Source organism: Deltaproteobacteria bacterium (assembly GCA_016177765.1).
In the GTDB taxonomy this organism is placed as follows: Bacteria; UBA10199; UBA10199; order JACPAL01; family JACOUP01; genus JACOUP01.
Map to the genome: position 1 here is coordinate 125486 of JACOUP010000001.1, position 21560 is coordinate 147045.

Genomic DNA, 21560 nt, shown 5'->3' on the forward strand with positions numbered 1-21560 from the left:
GGGTTATTTTTTGATAAGATCCTGATAAATGACCCTGCGAGGGCCCAAAGTCAGGATATCGATCCGCCATTTCGATTCATCCATCTTGTAAATAATTCGGTAATTACGAACCCTCAGAGAGCGAAGGCCGATAAACTCCCTCTGCAGTGGTTTTCCCAAATAAGGATCATCCTGCAATTCCTCCAAGGCCAAACGAACCTCCTGTTTGAGCAACGGGTGCAGATGACGAATCCTGGTTTTGGCTTCCCCAGTATAACGAAGGGCAAAAGATCTCAATCGCGGAAGACTTCTTTATGAGAATAAACCTTCCCCTGGCGGTTCTCCCGAAGGGCACGATTCAGGGAACGAAGGAGTGGAACATCACCTAAGATTTCCAAAGATTCCATAAGACCCTCATATTCTTCGGTAGTCATCAGCACCCCCGTTGCCCTCCCATCCGTCGTAATAGCCACCACCCCGCCTCGCCTTTTCAAATGCTTAAGAAGCCCCGTGAGTTCTCGCTTGACCTGAGTCACCGGAAGTATTTTATCAGGGTGAATCATAAAGTATCCTTTAAAGGTACGTTTAAAATACACTATTTGAAATGAACTGTCCAGTCTTAAATTAAAACATGAACCGGCGCATGGAGATGTTCAAGAGAAGGCCGATCCCGATCAGGATGGTGATGACCGAAGAGCCCCCATAGGACAAGAGCGGGAGGGTAACGCCGGTCAAGGGGATCAGGCCCAAGACCCCTCCCAAATTGACCGCCACCTGCCAAAAAAGGAGTGCCGCAATCCCAAAACCAAGACAGATCCCAAAACGCTCCTTCGCCTTCGAAGCGATGTTCAAGGCATAAAGGATAATACTGGCATAAAGAACAAGCATCACCAGAGAACCGAAAAAACCCCATTCCTCGGCCAAGACCGGAAAGATGAAGTCGGTGTGCTTCTCCGGGAGGTAGAGAAGCTTGTTGTGCATCCCCTTGAGATACCCCTTTCCGAAAATCTGACCGGAGCCGACCGTCACCTTCGATTGGATCAGATGGTACCCCTCCCCTTTTGGGTCAGCGGCCGGTTTGAGAAAGGTCAAAATCCTGGATTTCTGGTGCGGGGTCAAAAACCGGGCATAACTGATCCCGGCACCGACAAGCCCGATGATGACCAGAATCGCAATCGTCCTTCTCTTCACCCCGGCAAAACCGATGAACGAAGAGAAGATGAGAATAAAAAAGAGGCTGGAACCAAGATCCTTTTCCAGGAGGATCAGGACAAAGGGACAGGCAAAAAGCAGGAAAGGGATCCCGAGACTGCCAATGTTGTGCCCCTCCGGTTTGGCGGTTCCCGAAAAAAACTTCGAAAGGGCCAGGATCAGGCCAATCTTGGCAAACTCGGAGGGCTGAAAACTGAAAGAGCCCAACACAAGCCAACTCTTATTGCCGGCAACGGTTTTTCCAAACGGGATCACCAGTAAAAGCAGGATAATCGTTACGGCATAGATGAAATAGGCCACCCTCTCAAAAATGCGATAGTCCGCAAGGAGCAGTAAAAAGAGGAGGAGAAACCCGATCCCCATCCAGAGGGATTGGGAAAGGAACAGGGGGGGCCACCCTTTTCGACCGATTTCAAAGGTGGCGCTGTAAAGATTCAAAAGGCCGATGAGGGAAAGGGCAGTCGTACACCAGAAAAGTGGCCAGTGAAAGTGAACCTTAAATCTTTTATCGAATTGCGGAATCATGGGTTTTTAGCCGGCTGACTTTCAGCCGCCTCCCTTTCTTTCTTCAAGGCAAAAAATTTTCGAATCACAACACCGGCGATCGGGGCGGCCGCGGAGGCGCCGTGCCCACCATGTTCTACAAGGACCGAAACGGCAATCTCCGGATTTTCCGTCGGGGAATAGGCCACAAACCAGGCATGATCCCCGGTATTCACCCCCTGAATCTTCCCCTGAAGATCATCGCTCACTACCTGGGCCGTTCCGGTCTTCCCGGCAATCGGAATTCCCTTGAAAGCAAGAGAATGCGCCGTTCCCCGGGAATCAGCCACCACCCCGGCGAGCGCCTCCCGAACAATCCTCAAGGTCTCCGGTTTGAGCGGGAACGGCTTCCCGGCAGAAGGTTCCCCTTCCCCCACAGGCAAAAATTGACGCCCCTCCCGGGTCTCGAAATGATGCAGGAGCTGCGGAAAAATTCTTCTGCCGCCATTCCCAACCTGGGCTGCCACCAGGGCGTTCTGCAGGGGGGAGACAAGATCATACCCCTGACCAATCGCGATGGAGAGATTCTCGGCCGGCTGCCACGGCTCTTTCTTGACCTCCAATTTCCATTTGGACGTGGGAACCAGCCCTTTTTTCTCCCCTTCCATATCGATCCCCGTCGGCTGGCCCAACCCCAGCATCCTGGCATATTTGGCGATCTTGTCGACACCCAAGCGGATCCCCATCGTATAAAAGAAGACGTCGCAGGACTGGACAATCGCATCATGAATAGCCATCGCCCCGTGACCGCCGGAGCGCCAGCACCGGAACGACCGATTGCCGAATGGGAGCTGACCATGACAGGCAACCTTTTCCTCCGGGGAAATGACTCCCTCTTCCAAGGCGGCAATCGCCGTCACAATTTTGTAGGTGGAACCGGGGGGATAGGCCGATTGGAAGGTGCGATTTAAAAACCTCTTGCGGGGATCATTCAACAACTCGTTCCAGGCCTCGTGACTGAGCGTCGTCGCCAGAATGTTCGGATCATAAGAAGGTTTTGAAACCAAAACCAGCACCTCGCCATTCTGTGGATTCAGGGCGACAACCGCGCCTGTCCTTGAACCCAGTCCCTCTTCAGCAACCTTTTGCAAATCCAGATCCAGGGTCAAAACAAGATCACTGCCCTGCTTGGCCGCTTCATTGACAAGCAGAGAATTAAGCTCTTCGGCAACCACCTCACGCCCGACCGCATCTACGATCCTCTGTTCATACCCATCCTTTCCCCGAAGGTAGGGTTCCCAAACCTTTTCCAGACCGCTGGCCCCGATAAAATCCCCCGCCCTGTACCCCTCCCCCCCCTTTTTCTGATTGTGAAAACGCACAAGATCTTCCGGTGAGACTTGACCGACATGCCCCAAGACCACACCAGCGAGCTCGTGCCAGGGGTAATCGCGGACCGGGTAGGCAAAAACCTCAACCCCCCTCAAATCATACGGGTCCTCTTCAGAAACCTCAGCCACCCGGTAGGTCCTGATCCGATTCACCTCCTCCGGAGAGGCATCTCTCTTGAAAACAAAAGGGAAAAAAGGGGCGGAAAGACGGGCCTGGCGCCAGCGACCTTCGCTCCAATCCGGAGGGATCTTGGCTAAAGCAAAAAGACCCTGACCCATCTTTTCCGGCGACCTGACATATTGCGGGACAACAACGATATCAAAGGCGGGACGGCTGTTAGTCAGAACCCTCCTGAAACGATCGTAGATAATCCCGCGGGTTGCGGGAATCTTGATCTCCTTGACCGTGTTTTCCTGCGAAAAGGAGCGCAGGTAGGAACCTTTGACAATCTGGAGGTAACCCAACCGAACCAGAATCAGCAAAAAAAAGACCGCAACCGCCCCCATGGCATAAGGGAACCGATCCTGAAAATCATGAACCCCTTCTTGAGAAAAGTCCATTTATAATCTTCCCAAATCCTTTTCGTCCCCCATCGAAACAAAAACTTTCTTGAAGGTGATAAAAATAAGCGACCCCACAAGGGCGTTCCAGAGGGCATCCGGAACCCCATTCCAGAAGAGAAAAGGCAAGACCCTCTCCCCCTCGGCAACACCGCTGAACAGGAGATAGAAAATCCCTTTCTTGAGAATCGCCAGGAAGAAGAGCCAAAGCGAGACCGCCCCCACTGATTCGGGAACAACAATATGCGGCAAGATCAACCGTATCAGAAGGAAAAGGCTGAGAGTGACCAGTGTTATCATCCCCAAAAACGGGGAACCGAGGAGATCGGCACAAAGCCCAAGCAGGATAACACTCCAGCCCCCCTCGTTAAACGGTCCGAAAAAACCAAGATAGATGGCTATCAGGAAAATAACATCGGTCCTGAGGACTCGGGGCGGCAGGGAGGTCAAAAACGAACCCTGGATCACCAGCGAGAAAAAACCGATCAAAAAAAAGAGGAGAACTCTTTTCATGAGTCACCCTTGGGTGACACACCATTGTGTGACTCACCCTTGGGTGAATCACCCTTGAAGTGAAGAATCACAAAGACCTCTTCCAATTTTAGAAAATCAACTTCGGGGATGATATCGGCCGTCTGAAAAAGGTTCACCTTATCCACCCTGAGGCGAGTTACCCGACCGATTGGAATCCCTTTGGGAAAGATCGCATCCAGTCCGGAGGTCACCAGCAAATCCCCCTCCTCAATGTCCGCATTCTGTCGGAAATACTCCAGGCTCCCCAAGGCGTAGCCTCTGTTCAACTTCGCCTTGGTAACATGTCCGGTCACCAGACCCTGGACGCGGCTTCGCTGGTCGGCGGCGTCAATAGCGCTCGTCGGGTCCGTCATCAAAAGGACCTGCGACGAATCAGAGGTCACGCGAAAGACCTGGCCCACCAGCCCTTGGGGGGTAATAACCGGTTGCCGCCGCTTAAGTCCATCCGCCTCTCCCCGATCGATGGTCACCAGATGAAAGGGGAGCAGTGGGTTGAAAGAAATGACATGGGCCGCCATCAGCCTCCAGGGAACCTGCTCCCTGAAACCAAGAAGGGTTCTCATTCTCTCATTCTCCCTATCCAACTCCTCAAGGATCAGGAGTTTCTGACCCACCTGGCCTAGCCTGGTTTTCAGATTTATGTTTTCCTCCCAGACCCCTTGAAGCCAGAAATAATGTTCGAAGGTTTGAACACTTTTTGTCCTGACAAAATGAAACCCTTTTTGAAACGGGTTGAGGGTCATGAAAATCGGCCGGAGATAAAAAGGATCCTGATGGAATCTCTCAAACCTTTTGCCCTGTGAGAGAAAGACAAGAAGAATATAAAAAATAACCGGGATCAGAAGAAAACGGCGGATTTTTGCTAGAAATGAGGCCATCGGGCAGGGCTGCCCCTACGTTATGGTAATTCCCTTGAGGACATCCAGTTGATCCAACGCTTGTCCGCAACCGAGAACAACGGAGGTCAGCGGATCTTCAGCGATCATCACCGGAAGTCCGGTCTCCTCACGGAGCAGGACATCCAGATTTCGCAAAAGGGCCCCTCCCCCGGCAAGAACGATCCCCTTGTCCACAATATCGGAGGCCAATTCGGGAGGGGTCCGCTCCAAGGCCATCTTGACCCCTTCCACAATGGCATTAATCGGCTCGCTGATCGCCTCACGAACCTCTTCCGAGTTGAGCTCCAAAACTTTGGGAACGCCGACCACCAGGTCACGCCCCTTGATCTCCATCGTCCGAACTTCCTTTTCGGGATAGGCGGTACCGATCTGGATCTTGATCTGCTCGGCGGTTCTCTCCCCGATCAGCATGTTATATTTCCTTTTGACATAATGGATAATTGCCTCATCCATCTTGTCCCCGGCGACCCGGATGGAACGGCTGAAAACGATCCCGGCCAGTGAAATGACGGCGACTTCCGTCGTCCCACCGCCGATATCAACAATCATGTTTCCTGTCGGTTCGGTAATCGGTAAACCGGCGCCGATAGCGGCCGCCATCGGTTCTTCAATCAGGTAAACTTCCCTCGCACCAGCCGACTCTGAAGACTCGCGAACCGCCCTCTTCTCCACCTCAGTGATCCCAAAGGGGACACCGACAATAATTCTGGGCCGGATCAGTGTCTTCCGACTGTGCGCCTTGCGGATAAAGTAACGGAGCATCGCCTCGGTCACTTCGAAATCGGCAATGACCCCATCTTTGATCGGTCGGATCGCCTCAATGCTCCCCGGCGTCCGTCCCAACATCTCTTTGGCCTCTTTGCCAACGGCCAGCACCTTTTTGATGCCACGGTTGTCGCGCTGAACCGCAACCACCGAGGGTTCGGAACAGACAATCCCCTTCCCTTTCACATAGACAAGGATATTGGCGGTGCCGAGATCAATGGCCAGATCATTGGAAAAAAGACCGATCAACTGATCAAAAATCATGGTGGGGCGATCTACCATCAAAGCTCCCAAAATATCAAGGGGAATTGGGGTAACAAAATTGTTGCCTTTTGGCCCCTCCTTCGCGTAGCATCCGGCCCCTCATGTTAGCTACTTTGCGCCGGCATGCCTCTTCCTGGTTGATCAAGGTCGCCTTTGGCCTGATCATCCTTTCGTTCCTGTTTTTCTTTGGCTACACCAGCCTTACAAAAAACTCCGGCTCCTCCGGCGTGGGGGATGCGGTAGCACTGGTCAATGATGAACCGATCTTCCGGGCCCAGTTTGAGGCGCTCTTTGAGGCCCAGAGAGAGCGTTTCAATAAAGCCTCCTCCGACGACAAAAATGCCGGGGAATTCCCCAAGGAGCTGGAGTCACTCCTGAAAAAGAGTCTCTTGAACGACATGATCCGCCAGAAACTCCTGTCCCAGTTGGCCAAGAACCTGAATCTCACCGTTTCGGAGAAAGAGGTTGCCGAAGAGATCACCAAAATGCCGGTCCTTGTGAGAGACGGCCGTTTCGACGAAATTTTTTACAAGGAGGTCTTCCGCCCCTACTACCAGAGAAAATACGGGGCCGACTTTGAAAAAGAGTTGACCGATGAGATCTACCGCAAGAAATTGCAGGAGAAACTGGATCAAGAGAGCCGGGTCACGGAGGGAGAGGTCAAAACAGCCTATGATTTTGAGAATACCCGATTTTCATTCCAAAAAATCCAGACCCAGGAGAGGGAAACGGCCGATCTCCTCCTGAGGCAATGGCAGGTCGGAGGGAATCTGGATCCGATCCTGAAGGAGAAAAAGTTGAAAATAGAAGAGATCCCGGTAACCCCTTTCGCGCGTCTGACCCAGGCCCTTCCCCCTTTTTTGCCGGAAGAAAAAATGGCTGAGGTGGCCGCCCTCACCCCGGCCGCCCCCTTTGTCAGGGAGCCTTTGGGGGATGAGGAAAACGGTTGGTTTGTTTTCAAGCTCAGGAAAAAAGAGACCCCTTCCCCAAAAGATTTTGAGGCCAAGAAGGAATCTCTGAAAAAAAACCTCATGGAAAGAAGAAGCCAGGACCTGCTCAATCTCCTCCTCTCTGAATTCGAGGAAAAGGCCCAAATCAAGCCTCTGATCTAGACCATGTCCCAGCCGGCGGCAAAGATAGTACCACTTCCCTCCTTCTTCGATGAACTAGTCCGGAAGGGGGCCAAGGTCTACGAAGTCGGTGGAACGGTTCGCGATGCATTGCTCGGTCGTCTCGTCAAGGGTGGTTCACCCGAGGGTGATTCACCCTTGGGTGGTTCACCCAAAGACAAGGACCTTCTCGTCACCCGCCTGCCGATGGCCGAGCTCACCTCTCTTTTGCAAAGACACGGAAGCGTGATCACCGTCGGCCGCTCCTTTGGCGTCCTCAAGTTTACGCCGAGGGGAACGGACGAATGCTATGATCTGGCCCTCCCCCGCAAAGAGGTTTCCACAGGACAGGGACATCGTGATTTTCTGGTCGATTTTGACCCGAACCTGCCGGTGGAAAAAGATTTGGAAAGACGCGACTTCACGATTAACGCGATGGCCTGCGATCTCCAGACCGGACAGAGGATTGATCCTTTCGGTGGTCAGAAGGATCTGGAAGAAAAAAAACTGAGAATAGTCGCCCCCCGGGCCTTTGAAGAAGACCCCCTCCGTTTGCTCCGGGGGATCCAGTTTGCCGCCCGGTTCCACCTGGAGCTGACGCCTGAAACAGAAAAAGCGATGACCCAAGCGGCCCCGCTCATCAGGACTGTTTCCGCCGAAAGGATCGTGGAAGAGGTCCGCAAACTGTTCCTCGCCGAAAAGCCCTCCCTGGGTTTCAAGCTGATGCTCCAGGTGGGCCTCCTGAAAGAGGTTTTTCCGGAATTGCAGGAATGCGTCGGTGTGGAGCAGGGGAACAAGTTTCGCAATGATGACGTCTTCGAACACACCCTGCGGGTTTTGGATGCCTCCCGCAAGGACAATGCCATCCCGACAAGCGGCGACCTGGAACTGATGTTTTCCGCCCTCTTTCATGACATCGGCAAACCAAGGACCAAGCGTTATATCCCTGAAAAGGAGCGGATCGCCTTTTATGGCCACCAGACGGTCGGCCGCAAGATGGCCCAGAAATGGATGCAACGGATGAAGATTTCCATCCTGGGAGTTGATCCCGGCCGGATCGCGAGCCTCGTTGAAAACCATATGTTCCAGACCAAATCCTACTTTACCGATCGCTCCATCCGCCGCTTCATCAGCAAGGTCGGGGCGGATCTCATCTTCAAACTGGTCGATCTGAGACTCGCCGATAACCGCGGCGGCAAATACCCGGAAGGGATCAAGGGAGTCCTCAAACTGAGAAAGAGGATCGCCGATGAGGTCAGCAAAAAACCACCCCTCGGCCCCAGGGATTTGGCCATTACCGGCCATGATATCATCTCCCTCGGCATCCCTGAAGGACCCCAAATCGGCAACATTCAGAAGGCACTCGTAGAAATTGTCTTGGACAACCCTGAAAAAAACAGCAAAGAGCAGCTGATCGAGATTATCCAGACACAACTTTTATGAAAAAGAAGAGAAATCGAAAACAGTTTACACGGGAGGATTTTGTCAACACCGTTTGGAAGACGATGGAAAAACAGGCGTGTGAAAATCCAGAGATTGCGGATCTCCACAAAAGACTTTCCAAGGATCTCGGCCTCCCCCTCACCCCAACCCTCTCCCCAAAGGGAGAGGGAAATAAGGACAAGAAGCAACTGTTGATAGGGTTGACCGGCGGGATCGCCAGCGGCAAGTCCACCATCACCGGTTACCTCAAAAGGAAAAAGATCCCGGTGATTGATGCCGACCTGCTCGCCCATGCCGTCATCAAGAAGGGAAAAGAGGCTTATCGAAAAACCCTTGCTGTCTTCGGTGAGGGGATCCTTCAAAAAAACGGGGAAATTGATCGGAAAAAGCTGGGGGGCATGATTTTTGGCGACCCCGCCAAGAAAAGGATCCTGGAGGCGATCACCCACCCTGAAATCTTTAAATCCCTTCAAGGAGAGATCCAAAAAAAGAGAAAGTCAAAAATGGTCGTGATCGATGCGGCACTTCTTTTTGAATCTGGTCTGAACCGGGAGATGGCCAAAAACATCGTTGTCACTATTAACCCCACCGTACAACTCAAGCGGCTGATGAAGCGGGATAAAATGGGAGAAACCGAGGCCTGGCAGAGGATTTTATCCCAACTCTCCAGTCTGGAGAAGGCCAGACAGGCCGATTTTGTAATTGATAATTCCGGAACACTTAAAGAAACCTACCGACAGGTCGAAAAAATTATCGAAAATTTTTAGTGCCTTCCGCGCTGGGGCCTGTCACCAAAACCGCCGCGCCGGCCATCACCACGCCCGCGATCTCCAAAGCTGCGTCGGGGACGCTCTTCCCTTTCGGGCGGAGGGGTCCAACCTTCGGGAGGCTGTCTGGTCTGACGCAGAGAAAGGGCGACCTTGCCGCTCGGCTCGATACGGATCACTTTTACATCAACAGTATCCCCCTCCTTGACAACATCGGTCACACTGTTCACCCGCTTGTAGTCCAGTTCCGAAATATGGCAGAGACCATCGGTATTTGGCAGGATGTTCACAAAGGCACCGAAGTCGGCGATCTTCACCACCTTGCCATTATAGATTTTCCCCAGTTCCGCCACCGCGGTACAGGCGCGGACCTTCTCCACCGCCTTTTCCATCGCTTGACCGTCACTGGAAAAAATCTTGACGGCCCCATCATCCTCAACCTCAATCTGGGCACCCGTTTCCTCAATGATGCCGCGGATATTCTTTCCTCCCGGACCAATCAGCGCACCAATCATTTCCTTGTCAATCATCACCGTGGTAATGCGGGGGGCATAGGGTGAGAGATCCGGTCTTGGCGCCGAAAGGGCCTCCATCATCTTGCCCAAAATAAAAAGCCTCCCCTGTCGGGCCTGTTCGAGTGCCTTGGTCAGGAGTTTCTCATCCAGTCCTGCGATCTTGATATCCATCTGCAGGGCGGTCACCCCGTTTTTTGTCCCGGTTACCTTGAAATCCATGTCACCCAGATGATCCTCATCCCCGAGGATATCGGAGAGGATTGCCACCTCGTCCCCTTCCTTCACCAGCCCCATCGCAATACCGGCCACCGGTTCCTTGATCGGGACACCAGCATCCATGAGTGACAAGGCCCCCCCGCAAACCGTTGCCATGGAGGAGGAACCGTTGGATTCAAGAATTTCCGAGACGATCCGAATCGTGTAAGGGAATTTCGCCTCTTCCGGGATCATCCCTCTCAAGGCCCGTTCCGCAAGCGCTCCGTGACCAATTTCACGCCGTCCCGGGCTTCGGAGAGGCTTGGTCTCCCCCACGGAGAAAGGAGGGAAATTGTAATGGAGCATGAACTTCTTGGTCCACTCCCCCTTGAGGGCATCGATGATCTGCTCGTCATCACCGGAACCAAGCGTTGTCGTCACGAGGGCCTGCGTCTCCCCCCGCGTAAAAAGGGCCGATCCATGCGCCCGCGGCAGGATCCCTGTCTCACAAGTGATTGAACGGATCTCGTCGTACGCCCGGCCGTCAATCCTCTTCTTTGTTTTCAAAACGGTCCCCCGGAGGATTTCGTATTCCAGATCCTCCAGCGCCTTCGCCACCAGGGGAGGCTTGGTCTCTTTTTCTTCTTCAGTGACCAGGGCGGCAAGGGTCTCTTCCTTCACCTTGCCGAGGGTCTCGTTCCTCTTCTGTTTCTCCCCGATGGCAAACGCCGCACGAAGCGAGGCTGAGGCCTTCTGATGGACCTGCTTGACAAGATCCGCATCCACTTCTGGTGGAGTCACCACTAACTTGGTCTTTGAAAATTGCTTCGCTAATTCTTCCTGAATATCGAGGAGCGGCTGAATGGCACGATGACCAAACATGATCGCCCCAATCACTTCGGCCTCTGGGAGTTCTGCGGCCCACCCCTCCACCATGACGATCGCCTTCCGGCTCCCGACAACAATCAGGTCAATGGTACTCTTCTCCATCTGTTCCGGATTTGGGTTCACCACAAACTGCCCCTCGGATTGCCCGATACGGACACCGGCAATCGGCCCTAGAAATGGGGCTTCCGAGAGCATCAGGGCGGTCGAGGCCCCGGTAATGGCCAGAATATCCGACTCATTTTCTTGATCGGCCGAAAGCACCGTCGCAATCACCTGTGTTTCGTGACAATACCCCTCGGGAAAGAGCGGCCGGACCGGCCTGTCAATGAACCGGCTGGTCAGCGTTGCGAGCTCAGAAGGCCGGCCTTCCCTTTTGAAGAACCCGCCCGGGATCTTGCCGGCGGCAAACGTCTTCTCGATGTAATCCACCGTCAACGGGAGAAAATCGGCCCCCAGCTTCGGCTCCCCCTTTACACAAGCGGTCACCAAGACAATGGTATCACCACACCGGACCGTAACAGAGCCACCCGCCTGTTTGGCGAGTTTCCCGGTTTCAATAACGACTGTTTTGCCCCCAACGGAGGCGGAGAGTTGTTTGGACATTTTATTTTGACGGGGTTGACTCCAGCGAGGGAGAGTTAATTCGTCGGAACGAAAGCGAGGCGAGCCCTCTTTATTTCCGCAAACCGAGTTCCGCCGTCACCTTTCTATAGCGATCTACGCTTTTTGTCCTGAGATAGTTAATAAGACGCCTTCTTTGCCCAACAAGCTTCAAAAGACCCCTTCTTGATTGGTGATCTTTAATATAACTCTTAAAGTGTTCTGTGAGGTTATTAATCCGCTGGGTCAACAAGGCAATCTGCACTTCTGGCGAACCGGTATCCCCCTTGTGGGTCGCAAACTTGCCAATCACCTGCTTCTTCTGTTCATTCAATTGTGTCATCGGGGGGAACCGTAGCAAAAGAAAAATCGGTTGTAAAGGGGTGTTTCACCCGATGGGCGTTTCACCCGGTGGGTGTTCAATTGTTCCAGAGTAACCGCATCCTTTAGGGTAAACGGTCCCACCCGGAGGCGGCGGAGGGCAACAACCGTCCCACAGGTCCCTAAGGCCTTGGCGATATCCGGCAACAGGGAGCGAATGTAGGTCCCCTTCGAGCATTTTACGAAAAAAGTCAGGTCGTTCCCTTCAAGAGACTCCAGTTTCAATTCAGAAACCTTAACCACCCTCTTTATCACGGGGGTCTCTATCCCCTTCCGGGCCCACTCGTGTAAAGGACGCCCCTTGTATTTGACGGCACTATACCGCGGGGTTTCCTGTTCAATCTCTCCCCGAAATTGATCCAACACAGATTCAATGTCGGTTTGAAACAGTATTTCCGGAGGGGAAAAATTCTTCATAACCTTTCCGGTAATATCCCCCGTCTCCGTCTCCAAACCCAATCTCAAAACGCCCCGGTACTCCTTCTCCCCTTCCGTAATCTCCGAAACCCTTTTTGTCGCCGTCCCCAGACAAAGGGGCAACACCCCCGTGGCAAACGGATCGAGCGTCCCGGCATGCCCCACTTTTTTGAGGGAAAGAAGATGACGGATCTTCGCGACCACGTCATGCGAAGTCCAACCCGACGGTTTATCAATGATTAAGAACCCATTCATGATGTTATATTTTTTTGAGTGCTTCCTGAACGGCACCAAGAATTTTCGACTTCACCTCGGCAAGAGAACCAGGCACGGTGCATCCGGAGGCCCGGATATGACCACCCCCCTCAAACCGGGCCGCAATGGAGGCAACATCAACAAAATCCTTGGAGCGGAGGCTCACCTTGTACGTTTGGGGTGAATCCTCCCTGAACTGGATCGCCACCTCTACCGTTCGAATCGACCGAAGGAAGTTGATGAACCCGTCAATATCATCAAGCGCCGCCCCGGTCTCCTTCAACAGGGCCTGACTCACCGTAGCCCAAGCAATCCGTCCATCCGGCGAAAATTCCATAGTCTGAAGGACCTTGCCCAAGGCATGATAACGGGCTACGCTGTAGCTTTCATAAACATTTTTGGCGATGAACCAGGGCTCAGCCCCCAACCGGACCAGTTCAGAGGCGGTCCTCAAAACCTTGTGATTGGTATTCGAATAGCAGAAATTCCCGGTGTCGGTAATCAGGGTGCAGTAGATCGGAATAGCAATCTCTGGCGTGATGGAAACCTTCAGTTTCTTCAGGAGACGATAGACCAGTTCCCCCGTCGAGGGGGCTTTGGGATCGATAAGATTGATGTCGCCGCTCTTTCCACTCTTGATGTGGTGATCCACCACGATGAACCTCCGGATACCGTGACTCTTTTCATAAAATTCCCCGGCCCTTTTTCTTTCCGCGCAATCGACCAGGAAACCGGCATCAAACGGTTCGTCAAGGGTCAGCTCCTTGGAGACAGCCCCGCTCCCGGGGAGAAAGGCGAGGTTTTTGGGAACCCCGTCCCGGCTGTAAATCTTGACCTTTTTGCCAAGAGCCGCAAGGCCTGCTCCCAAAGCGAGCATCGAGCCCAACGCGTCCCCGTCAGGATTCAGATGAGAGGTCACAATAAAGGACTGGCCCTGCCTGATGGCGGTAATGACTTTTTTAAAACTCATGGATTTTCGAGAATAGCTTTTCCGTCTTCTCCCTCAGATCATCGGTTTCATCATAAAAAAACTCGATCTCCGGCACAAAGCGAAGCGACACCCTGCCGGCAAGCACCTTTCTCAAGGAGGAACGCACCTCGGAGAGCCCCAGCTCCACTTCTTCCTTGTCCGCGGCGTCCCGGACAACATAATAAAGCCGGAGAATCCTCAAGTCTTTAGTCAGGCGGGCCTGGGTGATTGTCATCCCTTCCAGACGATCATCCTCCCATTCGGTCAGAAAAAAGAGCATTGTCTCTTGCTTCAGAAGATCCGCCAGACGTTCTGTCCTGTGGGGTGTCGGCATGGTTTGCAAGGCCCCTACAATACCGCGGCGACCTTCTCCATCACAACCGCTTCGATGACGTCGCCAACCTTGATGTCATTATAGTTTTCAATACCGATGCCACACTCCAACCCTTGCGTTACCTCACGGGCGTCATCCTTGAACCGCTTGAGAGAACCGATCTTCCCCTTGGTGATCACCTGTCCGTCTCTCAAAAGGCGAACCTCGGCATTGCGCGAAATCTTGCCATCCACCACGGAACAGCCGGCAATGGTCCCCACCTTGGAGACGGTAAAGGTTTGTCGAACCTCGGCCCGACCGAGGTAGATCTCCTTGAAAGTCGGGGCGAGAAGCCCAGCCATCGCCTTCTTCACATCCTCAACCACCTCATAAATAATGGAGTAGGTCTTGATCTCAATCGCCTCATTTTCAGCCATCTCTCTCGCCATGTTATCCGGACGGACACCAAATCCGATGATAACCGCCTTGGAGGCCTGGGCCAGCGAGACATCCGATTCGGTGATCCCGCCGACCGCACTGTGAATGACCGTCAGCCTCACCTTGTCGGTGGAAAGTTTTGTCACCGCTTCTTTCAGGGCCTCCGCAGAACCCTGAACATCCGACTTGATGATCACCTTCAGTTCCGCTGAGCCGCTCTTCTCCACCTCACCGAAGAGGTCCTCAAGGCTCGCCCGGGCGACCGGTGTCATCTTGAGTTCCCGATCTTTCATCTGGCGATGGCTGGCAATTTCACGGGCATGATCTTCGGAAGTAAGACTGTGGAATGTGTCTCCCGCCCTTGGAACATCGCTCAGCCCCAAAACCTTCACCGGAACCGAGGGACCAGCCTCCTGAATATTCTGCCCCAGGTGATTGATCAGGGCACGGACCTTGCCATAGGTAAACCCGGCAACTAGCGGGTCACCCACCTTCAAGGTCCCTTCCTGAACCAAAACGGTCGCCACAGGACCACGACCTTTGTCCAGGAGGGCTTCCACGATGGAACCCTTCGCCAACTGTTGGGGGTCCGCCTTCAATTCCAAAACCTCCGCTTGCAAGAGGATCATCTCCAGAAGTTGATCGATCCCGGTCCCCTTCTTTGCCGAAACACTAACATAAATGGTATCCCCCCCCCAATCTTCAGGGACAAGAGCCTGTTCCATCAGACCCCGGCGAACTTTGTCCAGATTCGCCTCCGGCTTGTCGATTTTGTTAACCGCGACAAGGATAGGAACATTGGCCGCCTTAGCATGGTTGATCGCTTCTACCGTCTGAGGCATTACCCCGTCATCAGCGGCAACGACCAGGACAACAATGTCGGTCACCTTGGCACCGCGGGCCCTCATCGAGGTAAAGGCCTCATGACCGGGCGTGTCCAGAAACGTAACAAGACCTTTGGGCGTTTGAACCTGATAAGCCCCGATATGTTGAGTAATCCCACCAGCCTCCCCTTCCGCCACTTGAGTTTTTCGGATGGAATCCAGAAGAGTCGTTTTGCCATGATCGACATGCCCCATCACAGTCACCACCGGCGGCCTGGGAATCTTGTTCAGCGAGGCCTCTTCGGTCGTTTGCAGGAGTGATTCCTCCGCAAAGGCGACGTTTTCCACATCATAACCGTAATCATGCGCCACCAGGAGGGCGGTTTCATGATCAATGACCTGGTTTGCCGTTGTCATGACGCCAAGGTCCATCAGTTTTCGGATCAGGTCTCCCAGTTTGATGCTCATCCTTTTGGCCAGTTCACTGACGGTGACATTCCCCTCGACACGGATGACCCGCTTGGTCGCTCTGGGGGTGGTGATTTCTGTTTTTTTAAAACTCTTTCTGGCTAAAATCTTTTTCTTTTTGGAACTGCGCGTTGGTTGAAAGACCCGTTCTAATTTTTCCGGTTCAATTTTGGCATCCAACGTCTCTGTAGGGGCAACAATCTCCGGATCGGCCACAAGGGCCAGCTTTTTTAAGCCCCCGGATCTTTCGATCATCTCCATATCCAGTTCGGCCTTGGTTTTCTTCCGGGCTACTTTCTTGATCTTGGCTTTCTCTTCGACGAGGGCTGGTCCAACCAACGGTTTGAGTAAGGGAGAGGCCCCTTTCTGCCCCTCTTTGGCTGGCGATGAAACCGCCTCCGCCTTGGAAGGCTCGGGTGAATCACCCTTGGGTGAACCACCCTTGGCAGAAGTCTCTTTGTCCGGAGCGACAGTTTTTGTCTCCGCAGGCGGGGGAGCCGCCGGCACCTCGACCACCGTCACCCGGCGCCGGATGACGGTCGATTTGACCCGCTTTTCGTTGAGAACTTCTTTTGTTTCCATTTTTCCTTTTAAACTTTCTCCTCTCCCTCCTGACTTGTCAAGGGAGCTGTCCCTTCACCGGCCTCAGGCAAAGGGGCCGCCTCTGCCGGAGCCGGTGTTACCGGAACCGGTATTACCGGAACCGGGGCTGGCTCTTCTTCCTCCTCAACAATCAACCCCTGTTTTTTCTTTTCAACATATTCTTTGGCTGCCTTCTGGATCTCTTCAAGCCGATTTTTTGAAAAACCGGGGATTCGTTCCAACTCTTCAAAAGTTGAGTTCGCAATCTGCTCCGGTGTCCGAAACGCCTGCGAATAGAGGATCGTCGAAACCCCCTCATCCACACCCAACCCCTTGACCAGAATTCTCTTGGCCCGCTTGGCCATCTCATCCAACTTAGTCTCGCTGTAGATATCAATATTCCAGCCGACCAACTCGGCCGCCAGCCGGACATTTTGTCCCTTTTTGCCGATCGCGAGCGACAGTTGATCATCCGGCACAACCACCTCCATGCAACGATCCTTTTCCCGGACAATCACCCGGCTCACCTCGGCAGGGGCAATCGCATTACAGACGAACTTTGCCGAGTCCGGATCCCAGGAAACGATGTCGATCTTTTCGCCCCGGAGCTCCTGGACCACACTCTGAACCCGGGATCCCTTCATCCCAACACAGGCCCCGACCGGATCGACGTCATGGTCCTTGGAATAAACCGCGATCTTGGAACGGGCCCCCGGTTCCCTCGCCGCCTTTTTGATCTCAACAATCTTCTCGGCAATCTCAGGGACCTCCATCTCAAAAAGTTTCATCAAGAGGCCGTTAGATCGACGGGAAAGGATCACCTGCGGGCCGCGTGAAGAGCGGTCGATCGCTAGAAAATAGACCTGGATTCTGTCATTCGGCTTGAAATTTTCGCTCCGCACCTGTTCCTTGACCGGAACAATCGCCTCGGTCCGGCCAAGGTCAACGATCAGATTCCCCTTCTCCACCCGGCGGACAATGCCGGTGATCAATTCACCGACACGATCCTTGTATTCATTATAGACAATGTCCCGTTCCGCATCCCGAATTTTCTGAATGATCACCTGTTTGGCCGTCTGCGCGGCAATGCGGCCCAGAAACTTGTTGTCCAGTTTTTCACCGATGGAATCCCCAACTTGGGCCTCCGGATCGAGTTTATGCGCCTCTCCCATGGTGATCTCAGTCAATTCGTTTTTGACCTCTTCGACAACCGTCCGGAACTGGAAGATCTCAACCTCTGCCGTTTCCTCATTATAACGGGCCTCTATTTCCCGAACCTGCCCGTACTTCTTCCGGGCCGCCGTCAGCATCGCCGACTCGATCGCCTCGATCAGGGTTGCCTTGGGGATCCCCTTGTCCTTGGAAACCTGCTCCATCACCTTCGTCAGATCTTGAAACATCTTAAGATTCCTCCTTACAAAATAAAAAAGTGGGCCATCCTTTGCCCACTTCTGGTTACCAAACCAAAAATGTGGGGGGACTATAGCTCTTTTAAGGAGGTTGGCAAGTGGAAATTTCTAAAAAATTTCTACCATTTCCCCCTCCCGCCAAACGGCCGGTGGGCAGGCCCGCCTTGCGTCGAGGCAGGCGCTTTTTGATAGAAATCCAGGATAATTTGGGTTAATTGGGGGGGATGATGGTTCGGTCATTATCCCCCTCTCCCTCACCCTCTCCCACCAGGGGAGAGGGTAGAAAATTTCCCCTCCCTCGATGGGAGGGGATGAAGGGGAGGGTGATCCTTTTTCTCTTCCTCCTCGCCACCTCCTGCGGTTCTTCATCAGACGTGACGGGGGAGTTGGTCTTGAACGGCGGGGCGACGGAGACGGAGGGGTTGACCGTCACCGCCACGCTGACCGGCTCTTCGGAGAAAGACAACATTACCGCCTATATTCTCTCTGAATCTTCCGAGGTTCCCACTCTGGATTCTTCCTTATGGATCAGTGTCGATCCGGCCAACCCTGTCACGGTGGAGAGTTCTTTTAATCTCTCTCCGGCGGTGGGGAATCATATTATCTATGCCTGGTTGAAGGATGCCCAGGGGAATATCTCGGACGAGATAACCGCTTCGATTACGGTTCAGTCCCCTCCGGGGGGGATTACCGGGGCGATTACCATTAATAGCGGGGCTACCTATACCAGCACCAGAGAGGTCAGTTTGGTGCTTTCGGGGTTGAGTGAGGGGTCAATTACGGGGTATTTGGTCTCGGAGGATAAGAATGCGCCGGGGGTGAATGCGGGGGGGTGGGTGAGTGCGAGTTATTCACCCTCTCCCTCACCCTCTCCCATCAAGGGAGAGGGGATAAAAAAGAATCCTTCTGAATCTCCTCCCCCCTTGTGGGGGAGGATAAAAGGAGAGGGGGTCGCGAGCACCTCCGGCTTCTCCAAGACTCTCTCCTACACCCTCTCGGCTACTGATGGATTAAAAACTGTTTACCTGCACCTCAAGGACTCTGATGGAAGAAGGAGTAGTTCCAGTGCGACCATCACCCTGGATACCACCCCTCCTCAAGGGACACTCTTGATTGATGGTGGGAATAAACTAACGCTGGAGTCTGATGCGGATGTTTCCGAAAGTGTCACGGTAACAGACAATACGGGAATCATTGCGTATCTCTTCTCCACCGATGCTACCCCTCCCTCCGTCTCTTCCAGTTCCTGGGTTGCGGTGACTTCAACCAGTTCACTCACCCAATCCCAGAACACCACCCTTTCTTCTCCGATGAAAGGCAAAAAGACCCTTTATGTCCATCTCAAAGACAAGGCGAACAACATCCAAACCCTCTCGGATGAGATTGAGGTGTTGAGGATTTTGACTTCATCTGCTGGAGACAGTATTGGTCAATACACTTCAATAGTGGTCAACAGCTCAGGGTCTCCATTTATATCTTTGTACAGAGTTAATGCAGGTGATTTACTTTACAGTTATCTCGATAATAATGGCCAACTGAGTGGAAATCCCGTTGACACCACCGGAGATGTCGGCGCCGGCACATCCATCGCTATTGATTCCAACGGCAAGCTCCATATCGCCTATCGGGACACGACCAACAGTACCTTAAAGTATGCCACCAACAAGAGCGGTTCCTGGGTCCCAGAAACAGTTAAGGTCGGTGGCGTTGATGAGGCGGGGGGGGTATTTCCTTCGATTGCTGTTGATGCGAGTGGAACCGTTCATATTAGTCACAATGCCTCAAACCGTATAAAATATGTTACGGGCGCATCAGGAAATTGGAATTCTCAAATAATACTAGATAACGGTGGTCTTTTTGGTCAGTTTAATTCCCTGGCTCTCGATAATAACAACAAGATTCATATCAGTGGGTTCTCTGACGGTCTTTACCACGCCTCAAATAGTTCGGGTTCATGGCAATCGGAATTAGTTTCTTCAAACGCAGGGGGGGGGGGGCTCTTTGTCAGTTCAGTAAACTCTATTTACATTGCCTTTGTGGCCACAGGAGGATCTTTGAAGTTAGCAACAAACAAGGGAACTGGATGGTCAACAGAAATGGTTGATACTACTGTTAATAACGGTTGGAGTAAAGGGCGTGCCGATTCGAAGGGGTTCGTTCATATTGTCTACTACGACTCCACCAACAAAGACCTCAAACACGCCACGAACCTGACCGGTTCTTGGGTGACCATGACCCTGGATTCAACCGGGGATGTCGGGAACTACTGTGACATTGCGATTGATTTGAATGACAGACTACATATCTCTTATTACGATGCGACGAATGGGGATTTGAAGTACGCGACGACAGCCGATTGATGGTTCGACCCTGCTCACCATGTCCTGTCTCCCCCTCTCCTTAGTCCTCTCCCACCAGGGGAGAGGAACCTCACTTTTCCCCTCCCCCTTGATGGGGGAGGGTCAGGGAGAGGGTGAGAAAACTATTGGGGGACACAGGAAAAATCACACGAAAGGCCGGCCGCAAGACAGGTGGTCAGGTAACTATTACAAATGACCGCCGGGCTTAGATTGCTTGGGTTTAGATCATCCTGAACCACCATCACCTCGTCAATAAGCCCGTTAAAGACATTATCATACGATGTGGCAACTCCGGAGCAATCCTCGAACCGGTAATCACACCACCTCCGGGAAGCCCCGATTCTCGCCTCAGCAAGAGTATTCACAGACCCCAGAGTATCATCCTTAAACGTAATCACCCTTTGCGGTTGTCCATCCATATAAAGCCTGATACTGGAGGCTTTCACCAAAACTGAACCGGTATAACTCACCGCCACGTGGTGCCAGTTGGTGTCCGCTATCGTCGCCTCCGTCCCGACCTCGATCATAAGTTGGGTGTTGCTATTCTGCTGTCTCATAATAAAATCTAACGTATCGGGAACCCTGTCATTACCAATATTACCCCCTGAATGAATAGCAAAATAGTAACCTGTACCCGACGGGTATGTCATATCCATCTTGGAAAAAATGGTCTCGTCGGTGGATGAGTCGATGGAATTACGCCTGACCCAGCCCTCAATCATAAAAGAGGAACCATTATCGAATCTTAGATCAGGCGCATCGCTGAGGTTCACGTAGTCGTTCCAATCATCCAACGAAAGGGCTGACCCGTTAATACCGGTTGTCCTGCCAAGTTCATTCACTAACTGCCCATTAATTGTACCGATCGAATCAACAGCAGCCCCCGAGGCCTCATCAAAAGACCACCAAGAGGCAGAACCGGAACCGAGCGTGGAAAAGGTGCGGGTGGCCCGCTGAGGATCGGTGTCATTGGAGATAGCGCAACCGGTTCCGGAGGGACAGATACGGAGGCGGTAACCTCGGCTTGTTGTAATAACAGCTGGGTTTCGTTCTTCTACATAGTACCACGAACCTAAAGAATTTTTCTTAGGCTCGCTAAGAGGTTCCATATTCATGCGATCGAAATTAGCATCTGTAAAAATCCCATTATTATTGTCATCCCTATCAAACCTCACATCATAATTCAAATCCGGATACATCAATTTCCCAACCGGATCTTTTTCACTTCGCCACGCAAAGAGTGCCTTTGTGGGGGGCAGTGGGAGGTTAAGGGTTGGCATCAGAATAATCGGGGATTTGGGGTCGGGACATGTCGTGCCGGTTGGGTCGTTGCGACGACAGTCTCTACGGATTTCGTCTTCCGTCAACGCCTTGTTATAAACCGATACCTCGTCGATCGCCCCCTTGAAAGAATTGGCCCCAACCCTCCGACCGATCTCCGCCATCCCTGGAACGGTATTCCAACCCTTCTCCTCCTCAGAAATCAGCACCCCGTTCCAATAAATCCTGACCATCTTCCCATCGTAGGTGTAACCCAA

At 52.8% G+C, this 21560-nt stretch carries 19 protein-coding genes; 4 read left to right on the forward strand and 15 right to left on the reverse strand.

Features of this window, described 5'->3' with window-relative positions; translation table 11 throughout:
* Positions 1 to 3: 3 nt before the first annotated feature.
* The 7 genes from HYS22_00615 to HYS22_00645 all read right to left on the reverse strand — a co-directional run bounded on the left by HYS22_00615 (position 4) and on the right by HYS22_00645 (position 6088).
* Entirely contained in the window at positions 4 to 276 is a 273-nt protein-coding gene (locus HYS22_00615) for a type II toxin-antitoxin system RelE/ParE family toxin (GenBank protein MBI1908659.1), read from the reverse strand.
* Entirely contained in the window at positions 273 to 542 is a 270-nt protein-coding gene (locus HYS22_00620) for a type II toxin-antitoxin system Phd/YefM family antitoxin (protein MBI1908660.1), read from the reverse strand. Before HYS22_00620 ends, HYS22_00615 begins: the two co-directional genes overlap by 4 nt.
* Positions 543 to 603: 61 nt before the next feature.
* Positions 604 to 1716, reverse strand: a complete 1113-nt coding sequence (gene rodA, locus HYS22_00625; protein MBI1908661.1) for a rod shape-determining protein RodA — start codon at positions 1714 to 1716, stop codon at positions 604 to 606.
* Complete coding sequence (mrdA, locus tag HYS22_00630; GenBank protein ID MBI1908662.1) at positions 1713 to 3626, reverse strand: penicillin-binding protein 2; 1914 nt, start codon at positions 3624 to 3626, stop codon at positions 1713 to 1715. Before mrdA ends, rodA begins: the two co-directional genes overlap by 4 nt.
* Entirely contained in the window at positions 3627 to 4139 is a 513-nt protein-coding gene (gene mreD / locus HYS22_00635; protein ID MBI1908663.1) for a rod shape-determining protein MreD, read from the reverse strand. It abuts the gene before it with no gap.
* Complete coding sequence (gene mreC, locus HYS22_00640) at positions 4136 to 5038, reverse strand: rod shape-determining protein MreC (protein MBI1908664.1); 903 nt, start codon at positions 5036 to 5038, stop codon at positions 4136 to 4138. The genes mreD and mreC overlap by 4 nt, the downstream gene beginning before the upstream one ends.
* 15 nt (positions 5039 to 5053) lie before the next feature.
* Positions 5054 to 6088, reverse strand: coding sequence for a rod shape-determining protein (locus tag HYS22_00645; GenBank protein ID MBI1908665.1), 1035 nt, complete (start codon positions 6086 to 6088; stop codon positions 5054 to 5056).
* A 101-nt stretch (positions 6089 to 6189) separates the two neighbouring features.
* On the opposite strand from HYS22_00645, the gene HYS22_00650 reads away from it, so the two are divergent.
* The 3 genes from HYS22_00650 to HYS22_00660 all read left to right on the forward strand — a co-directional run bounded on the left by HYS22_00650 (position 6190) and on the right by HYS22_00660 (position 9407).
* Positions 6190 to 7200 (forward strand): SurA N-terminal domain-containing protein, encoded by a 1011-nt coding sequence (locus HYS22_00650; GenBank protein MBI1908666.1) that lies wholly within the window; start codon positions 6190 to 6192, stop codon positions 7198 to 7200.
* A 3-nt stretch (positions 7201 to 7203) separates the two neighbouring features.
* Positions 7204 to 8640 carry an HD domain-containing protein gene (locus HYS22_00655; GenBank protein MBI1908667.1) on the forward strand — a complete coding sequence of 479 codons (1437 nt, stop codon included), beginning with the start codon at positions 7204 to 7206 and terminating at the stop codon, positions 8638 to 8640.
* A 62-nt stretch (positions 8641 to 8702) separates the two neighbouring features.
* Complete coding sequence (locus HYS22_00660; GenBank protein MBI1908668.1) at positions 8703 to 9407, forward strand: dephospho-CoA kinase; 705 nt, start codon at positions 8703 to 8705, stop codon at positions 9405 to 9407.
* On the opposite strand, the gene pnp is transcribed toward HYS22_00660, so the two are convergent.
* From pnp to nusA, 7 genes are all read right to left on the reverse strand, one after another.
* Complete coding sequence (gene pnp / locus HYS22_00665) at positions 9404 to 11608, reverse strand: polyribonucleotide nucleotidyltransferase (protein MBI1908669.1); 2205 nt, start codon at positions 11606 to 11608, stop codon at positions 9404 to 9406. The two genes, HYS22_00660 and pnp, sit on opposite strands and share 4 nt — an antisense overlap.
* Before the next feature lie 70 nt (positions 11609 to 11678).
* Complete coding sequence (gene rpsO, locus HYS22_00670) at positions 11679 to 11948, reverse strand: 30S ribosomal protein S15 (GenBank protein ID MBI1908670.1); 270 nt, start codon at positions 11946 to 11948, stop codon at positions 11679 to 11681.
* Positions 11945 to 12658, reverse strand: a complete 714-nt coding sequence (gene truB, locus HYS22_00675) for a tRNA pseudouridine(55) synthase TruB (GenBank protein MBI1908671.1) — start codon at positions 12656 to 12658, stop codon at positions 11945 to 11947. The genes rpsO and truB overlap by 4 nt, the downstream gene beginning before the upstream one ends.
* Positions 12659 to 12662: 4 nt before the next feature.
* The gene (locus HYS22_00680; GenBank protein ID MBI1908672.1) at positions 12663 to 13628 is read right to left on the reverse strand and encodes a bifunctional oligoribonuclease/PAP phosphatase NrnA; all 966 of its coding nucleotides are present in this window, start codon (positions 13626 to 13628) and stop codon (positions 12663 to 12665) included.
* Positions 13618 to 13962, reverse strand: a complete 345-nt coding sequence (locus tag HYS22_00685) for a ribosome-binding factor A (protein MBI1908673.1) — start codon at positions 13960 to 13962, stop codon at positions 13618 to 13620. The genes HYS22_00680 and HYS22_00685 overlap by 11 nt, the downstream gene beginning before the upstream one ends.
* A gap of 14 nt (positions 13963 to 13976) precedes the next feature.
* Positions 13977 to 16253, reverse strand: a complete 2277-nt coding sequence (gene infB, locus HYS22_00690; GenBank protein MBI1908674.1) for a translation initiation factor IF-2 — start codon at positions 16251 to 16253, stop codon at positions 13977 to 13979.
* An 8-nt stretch (positions 16254 to 16261) separates the two neighbouring features.
* Positions 16262 to 17653: a transcription termination/antitermination protein NusA gene (nusA, locus tag HYS22_00695; GenBank protein ID MBI1908675.1), complete on the reverse strand. Its 1392-nt coding sequence runs from the start codon at positions 17651 to 17653 to the stop codon at positions 16262 to 16264.
* 233 nt (positions 17654 to 17886) lie between these two features.
* Here nusA and HYS22_00700 point away from each other — a divergent pair, with 233 nt between their 5' ends.
* Positions 17887 to 20022 (forward strand): hypothetical protein, encoded by a 2136-nt coding sequence (locus tag HYS22_00700; GenBank protein ID MBI1908676.1) that lies wholly within the window; start codon positions 17887 to 17889, stop codon positions 20020 to 20022.
* A gap of 122 nt (positions 20023 to 20144) precedes the next feature.
* Here the strand turns inward: HYS22_00700 and HYS22_00705 are convergent.
* Positions 20145 to 21560, reverse strand: a 1416-nt coding sequence (locus HYS22_00705; protein ID MBI1908677.1) for a LamG domain-containing protein, incomplete at its 5' end; no start/stop codon positions are given.